The organism is Pseudomonas sp. P97.38 (genome assembly GCF_001269745.1).
Lineage (GTDB): Bacteria > Pseudomonadota > Gammaproteobacteria > Pseudomonadales > Pseudomonadaceae > Aquipseudomonas > Aquipseudomonas chlororaphis_E.
Genome location: NZ_LHVJ01000036.1, coordinates 1 through 6,184, shown reverse-complemented (window position 1 = coordinate 6,184; position 6,184 = coordinate 1). Strand labels below are relative to the sequence as shown.

Annotated in this window: 6 protein-coding genes; 3 read left to right on the top strand and 3 right to left on the bottom strand. The window is 62.5% G+C overall.

All coding sequences use genetic code 11. From position 1 onward, the window contains the following. Positions 1 to 50 precede the first annotated feature (50 nt). Entirely contained in the window at positions 51 to 1,001 is a 951-nt protein-coding gene (locus tag AD664_RS26620) for an alpha/beta hydrolase (RefSeq protein WP_053151595.1), read from the top strand. Positions 1,002 to 1,394: 393 nt separating this feature from the next. Here the strand turns inward: AD664_RS26620 and dacB are convergent, their stop codons facing one another. Next, entirely contained in the window at positions 1,395 to 2,861 is a 1,467-nt protein-coding gene (gene dacB, locus AD664_RS26615) for a D-alanyl-D-alanine carboxypeptidase/D-alanyl-D-alanine-endopeptidase (protein ID WP_053151592.1), read from the bottom strand. A 232-nt stretch (positions 2,862 to 3,093) separates the two neighbouring features. Between dacB and AD664_RS26610 the strand changes: the two genes are divergently transcribed. Next, a complete protein-coding gene (locus AD664_RS26610) occupies positions 3,094 to 3,438 on the top strand; it encodes a YggL family protein (RefSeq protein ID WP_053151589.1) in 345 nt (114 codons plus the stop codon). A 160-nt stretch (positions 3,439 to 3,598) separates the two neighbouring features. On the opposite strand, the gene AD664_RS26605 is transcribed toward AD664_RS26610, so the two are convergent. Further along, the gene (locus AD664_RS26605) at positions 3,599 to 4,789 is read right to left on the bottom strand and encodes a benzoate/H(+) symporter BenE family transporter (protein WP_053151585.1); all 1,191 of its coding nucleotides are present in this window, start codon (positions 4,787 to 4,789) and stop codon (positions 3,599 to 3,601) included. 272 nt (positions 4,790 to 5,061) lie between these two features. Between AD664_RS26605 and AD664_RS26600 the strand changes: the two genes are divergently transcribed. Next, a complete protein-coding gene (locus AD664_RS26600; RefSeq protein ID WP_042728046.1) occupies positions 5,062 to 5,826 on the top strand; it encodes a GntR family transcriptional regulator in 765 nt (254 codons plus the stop codon). A gap of 121 nt (positions 5,827 to 5,947) precedes the next feature. Here the strand turns inward: AD664_RS26600 and AD664_RS26595 are convergent. Beyond that, positions 5,948 to 6,184 (bottom strand): transposase (locus AD664_RS26595; RefSeq protein ID WP_157061614.1); only part of this gene is annotated, 237 nt, incomplete at its 5' end.

The following is a 6,184-nucleotide window of genomic DNA, read 5'->3' as shown; positions in this document are numbered from 1 at the left end:
ACCTGTGGCCGGCCGGGCGTTGTGCCCGGTCGGCGTGGAGAGTGTGCTCAATGTCGTTGAACCCTGATATCGCTGCATTCCTGGAACTGGTGGGCAATGGCCGCGCCAGTGGCAAGCGCGTGCCCATGCACCAGATGAGCCCGGACCAGGCCCGTGAACAATTCGATCAGTCGTCGCAGTTGATGGATGCCGGTGGTGAGGCGCTGGAGGTGGTCGAGCCCCTGCACATTGCAACCCGCGACGGTGACCGTCTCGCAGCCCGGCTGTACAGCAGTCGGCCGCTGAAGCAAGGGCTGGCCCGGCCGGCGCTAATGTATTTCCATGGGGGCGGCTATGTGGTCGGCAGCCTCGATTCCCATGATTCACTGTGCCGCAACCTGGCGGCGATGGCCGACTGTGTGGTGGTGTCGGTGGCTTATCGACGGGCGCCGGAGTTTCGTTTTCCCACCGCTGTCGAGGATGCCCTGGACGCCTGGACGTGGCTGGTGGCCGAATCGGACAGGCTCGGCATCGATACTCGGCGCCTGGCGGTGGGCGGCGACAGCGTCGGCGGCAGCCTGGCCACGGTGCTGGCGACGCAACCGCTGGACACTGCGCCGCTGTTGCAGGTGCTGATCTATCCGGTGACGGATGCCAGTCGCAGCAGGCCGTCCATCGAGCGCTACGGTGAAGGTCATTTGCTGGAAAAGGCGTCGTTGGAATGGTTCTACAACCATTACCAACGCGACGCCACCGACCGCCACGACCCGCGCTTCTCACCGCTGCTGGGCGAGATCCCGCCGAACCTGCCGCCGGTGCTGCTGATCCTCGCCGAATGCGACCCTCTGCATGACGAAGGCGTGGTGTATGCGCAGCACCTGCAACAGGCCGGGGTGGCGGTTGAGCTCAAGGTGTATGCCGGCATGACCCATGACTTCATCCGCATGGGCGCCATCATCGACGACGCCGAAGAGGCCCAGCAACACATCGCCCAACGGCTGATGGCAGTGTTTGCTCACTGACAAATATCACCCGAACAGACAGACCGCTTTCGCGAGCAAGCCCGCTCCCACCATTAAATGGTGGATGTCCATAAAACCTGTGCCTGGCAAAGATCCCTGTGGGAGCGGGCTTGCCCGCGAAGGCGCCGGCTCAGCCACCATCACCGGCACAGACAGACCGCTTTCGCGAGCAAGCCCGCTCCACCATTAAATGGTGGATGTCCATAAAACCTGTGCCTGGCAAAGATCCCTGTGGGAGCGGGCTTGCCCGCGAAGGCGCCGGCCCAGCCAACATCACCGGCACAGGCAGACCTCTTTCGCGAGCAAGCCCACCCACCATTGGATTGGGGTGAGTTCCGGATTTTTCGTGCCCCCGGCTACCCATTGGCAGCCGGGGGCGGTCAAGGTCCCCGGTCAGAGTACCGAGGCGGTCTGTGGCAGTTTCGGTTGGCGGTACAGGTCCAGCAGGACCTGGTCCAGTACGGACGAAGCGCCCCAGGGTTTTGGGTCGTTGAGGATGGCGACCACGGCCCAAGTGTTGCCGTTGATGTCACGGCTGAAGCCGGCAATGGCGCGGACGGTGTTCAGGGTGCCGGTCTTGACGTGGGCTTCGCCGGCCATGGCGGTGGTCTTGAGGCGCTTGCGCATGGTGCCGTCGGTGCCGGCGATCGGCATCGAGCTGATGTACTCGGCGGCATAAGGGCTGCGCCAGGCGGCTTGCAGCATCGCCGCCATTTCCCGGGCGCTGACACGTTCGGCGCGGGACAGGCCGGAGCCGTTCTCCATCACCAGGTGTGGCGCGGTGATGCCTTTCTTGGCCAGCCACTGGCGCACGACCCGCTGAGCGGCCTTGGCGTCGTCACCGTCGGCTTCATTGCGAAACTGCGCGCCGAGGCTCAGGAACAACTGCTGGGCCATGGTGTTGTTACTGTATTTGTTGATGTCGCGGATTATTTCCGCGAGGTCCGGCGAGAAGGCCCGGGCCAGCAGTTTTGCACCGCTCGGAGTCGCGGCGAGGCGATCCTTGCCCTGGATGCTGCCGCCCAGTTCCTTCCAGATGGCCCGCACGGCGCCGGCAGTGTAGGTGGCGTGGTCCAGCAGCGACAGGTAGGTCTGGGAGCTGCAACCCTCGCCGAGCTGGCCGCCGACGGTCACGGTCACGCTGCCGTCCGCCTGGGGCACCGGGTTGTAGCGCACGCCACCGGTGCACTGCTTGCCATTGATGGCCTTGACCTGGTTGTCGATGCGAATGCTGGCGATCGGCGGTTCCACCGACACCAGCACCCGGCCGGCGTCATTGCGGGCGACGAAACGCAGGGCCTTGAGGTTGACCAGCAGGGCGTCGGGCTTGACCAGGAAGGGTTTGTTCTCGTCGTTGCCGTCGTCGTTGAACTCCGGCAGTTGCGGCTGGATGAAGAAACCGCGGTCCAGCACCAGGTCGCCGGTGACCTGCTGCACGCCATTGGCCCGCAGGTCGCGCATCAGCAGCCAGAGTTTTTCCATGTTCAGCTTGGGATCGCCGCCGCCCTTGAGGTAAAGGTTGCCGTTGAGGATCCCGCTGTTGAGGGTGCCGTCGGTGTAGAACTCGGTTTTCCACTGATGATTGGGGCCTAGCATCTCCAGGGCCGCGTAGGTGGTCACCAGTTTCATGGTGGACGCCGGGTTGACCGAGACGTCGGCGTTGTAGACGGTCGGGGTGCCGGGGCCGTTGAGCGGCACCATCACCAGGGACAAGGCGTTGTCTTGCAGTTTGCTGGTCTTGAGGGCCTTCTGCACGTTGGGTGACAAGGCGGTGTTGATCGTGGCGGCGCTGGTGGAAACAGGGAGGGCCAGGGGAAGAAGAAGGCTGGCCAGAAGCAGTGGACGCAAAGATTTGATCATTTGAAATAAAACCCTACAGGCGAGGGGGAAAAGACGAGGACATGAAAATGAACGCCCTCAACGGTCATGAAAGTGTCGGCATTATGCCCCAAGCTGCAACGGCTTGGCCCATACCCTGGCCCTTCGAAGCGCTATTTTTTACCGACGGTAGGGCGATCCCCCCGAACAGTCGGGCAATTGATGCACCAAACTGGTAAAGTGCCGGCCGTTATTACTTAAGAGGATTGTTCCAATGGCGACTAACCGTTCCCAGCGTCTGCGCAAAAAACTGTGCGTGGATGAATTTCAAGAGCTGGGTTTCGAATTGAACCTGGATTTCAAAGAAGATCTGGCCGACGAGGCTATTGACGCTTTCCTCGACGACTTCCTGAAACAAGCCATGGAAGCCAATGGCCTGGGTTACGTGGGCGGCGACGACTACGGCCTGGTTTGCCTGCAGAAGCGTGGCTCGGTTTCCGAAGAGCAGCGTGCGGCCGTCGAGGCCTGGCTCAAGGCGCGTCCTGAGCTGACCAGCGTTGAAGTCAGCCCGCTGATGGACGTGTGGTACCCGGAAAAGCCGATCAACGCCAAGGCGTGATGATCTGAGCCGGCAACCCTTCGGGGTGCCGGCTTTTTTGTGCCTGCTTATCGGGTGATTGCCAGGCCGCCTTCGCGAGCAAACCCGCGCCCACATTGGATGTGTGTCGCTCACATGGCCCCTGTGGGAGCGAGCTTGCTCGCGAAGCCTTCAGAGGCGATCAGGCCTTGCGCCAATTGAGGATCAGCAAGGTCAATACCCCCGCCACGATCCCCCAGAACGCCGACCCGATGGAAAACAGCGTCAACCCCGACGCGGTGACCATGAACGTCACCAGCGCTGCTTCCCGTTCCCGGGCTTCGCTCATGGCGATGGTCAAGCCATTGATGATCGAGCCGAACAATGCCAGGGCCGCGATGGACAGCACCAGTTCCTTGGGCAACGCCGCGAACAACGCCGCCAGCGTGGCGCCGAACACCCCGGCAATGCCGTAGAAAATCCCGCACCAGAGCGCCGCCGTGTAGCGCTTGTCGCGATCCTCGTGGGCGTGCGGGCCGGTGCAGATGGCGGCGCTGATGGCCGCCAGGTTGATGCCATGGGAACCGAACGGTGCCAACAGCAGCGAGGCAATGCCGGTGCTGGTGATCAGCGGCGAGGCTGGAACGTTGTAGCCGTCGGCCCGCAGCACGGCGATGCCGGGCATGTTCTGCGAGGTCATCGCCACGACGAACAGGGGGATGCCGATGCTGATGGTGGCGGCCAGGGAGAAGTGTGGCGTGGTCCAGACCGGTGTCGCGACTTCCAGGGCAAACCCGCTGAAATCCAGCAGCCCGAGCAGGCCGGACAACGCCGTGCCCACCAGCAGCGCGGCCAACACCGCGTAGCGCGGCGACAGGCGCTTGACGACCAGGTAAGTGAAGAACATCCCCAGGACCAAGCCGGTGCGATGCTGGGTGGCGACGAAGATCTCGCTGCCGATCTTGAACAGGATGCCCGCCAGCAGGGCTGCCGCCAGGGACGCCGGGATGCGCCTGACCAGGCGCTCGAAACTGCCGGTCAGGCCGCAGATCGTCACCAGCACCGCGCAGGTGATGTAGGCACCGATGGCCTCGCCGTAGCTCACGCCGCCCAGGCTGGTGATCAACAGCGCCGCGCCGGGTGTCGACCAGGCAATGGTGATCGGCGTGCGATAGCGCAGCGAAAGGCCGATGGTGCACACGGCCATGCCGATGGAAATCGCCCAGATCCACGATGAAATCTGCCCGCTGGTCAACCCTGCTGCCTGCCCGGCCTGGAACATCAGCACCAGCGAACTGGTGTAGCCGGTCATCATGGCAATGAACCCGGCGACGACGGCCGAAGGCGATGTGTCGGCGAGCGGACGAAGTGGCGTAGTCGTGACTTCGGTCATGGCGGGCGATGATCCTTGTTATAAATTTGGCAAAGCCTGGAACAACCCTGTGGCGAGGGCGCAAGCGCCCTCGCCACAGGGTTGCGGTTTAAGCCTAAACTCAACCCCGTGAGCGATTGCAATACAGCCAGGCCCGCAAACAGCCGTACAGTCGTGTTGCCATCAGAGGTTGTGTACAATCGAGGTGTTTTTTACGCGATACTTGCCAGCGACCGGCTGTGCCGTATTACAGTCACGGTCAATTCGCCGCAGTTTTCCCGACTCGAGTGCCCATGAACGAACAGTTGCAGCCCCTCAAGAAACAACCGCGAGCCGGTAAGGCCGGTCGCAGCGGTACCCAGGACGATATCGTCTATGCGCATATCTTCGAGGCCATCCTCGAACAACGCTTGGCGCCCGGTACAAAGTTGAGCGAAGAGGCACTGGGGGAGATTTTCGGGGTCAGCCGCACGATCATTCGTCGGGCGTTGTCGCGCCTGGCCCATGAAGGGGTGGTGCTGCTGCGGCCCAACCGCGGCGCCGTGGTCGCCAGCCCGAGTGTCGAGGAGGCTCGCCAGGTGTTCATGGCTCGGCGCCTGGTGGAGCGGGCTATCACCGAACTGGCGGTGCAGCATGCCACCGCCGAGCAGCTTGCCGAGCTGCGGCAGATGGTCAACGACGAGCGCGACAGTTTTTCCCGGGGCGACCGCGGCGCCGGCATCCGCCTGTCGGGAGAATTCCACCTCAAGCTGGCCGAAGCGGCAAAGAATGCGCCGTTGATCAGCTTCCAGCGCAGCCTGGTGTCCCAGACCTCGCTGATCATTGCCCAGTACGAAAGCGGCAACCGTTCCCACTGCTCCTATGACGAGCACACCCAGTTGATCGACGCCATCGAGGCGCGCGACGCGACGCTGGCAGTGGACCTGATGATGCACCACATGGACCACATCGACAGCAAGCTCAACCTCGACGAAGAAAGCGCCTCGGATGACCTGCATGCGGTGTTCTCGCACCTGTTGCAGAGCAAGAAGCCAGGACGGTCGACGGCCAAGCTCTGATTGAGTTGAGTCAGCGGCACCGAGTCCCCCCTTTGCGAGCAAGCCCGCTCCCACATTCGACCGTGTTGTCATGACATACGCGGATCAAATGTGGGAGCAACTGTCTTACCTCTGTCACCCGTCACCGCCATTCAGTGCCGTCTCGAAGCATGGCATTCAGTCTGATTAGCAATATTCGCATGCAGGCGATGAGCGCGACTTTCGCGCTCTTGCCTCGCCCTCGAAGTGCTTCGTACCGGGCCTTGAAGTCGGCGTGATAGCGGATGACAACCCAGCACGACATATAAAGCGCACGTCTGACCCGCGCTCTTCCTCCGTAAATCTGACGTTTGCCGCTGTGATTGCCACTGTCGTCGTT

Excerpts from the sequence above, each read along its gene's own strand:
- dacB (WP_053151592.1), bottom strand. The coding sequence starts at position 2,861 with ATGATCAAATCTTTGCGTCCACTGCTTCTGGCCAGCCTTCTTCTTCCC.
- AD664_RS26600 (WP_042728046.1), top strand. The coding sequence starts at position 5,062 with ATGAACGAACAGTTGCAGCCCCTCAAGAAACAACCGCGAGCCGGTAAG.
- AD664_RS26610 (WP_053151589.1), top strand. The coding sequence starts at position 3,094 with ATGGCGACTAACCGTTCCCAGCGTCTGCGCAAAAAACTGTGCGTGGAT.
- AD664_RS26620 (WP_053151595.1), top strand. The coding sequence starts at position 51 with ATGTCGTTGAACCCTGATATCGCTGCATTCCTGGAACTGGTGGGCAAT.
- AD664_RS26605 (WP_053151585.1), bottom strand. The coding sequence starts at position 4,789 with ATGACCGAAGTCACGACTACGCCACTTCGTCCGCTCGCCGACACATCG.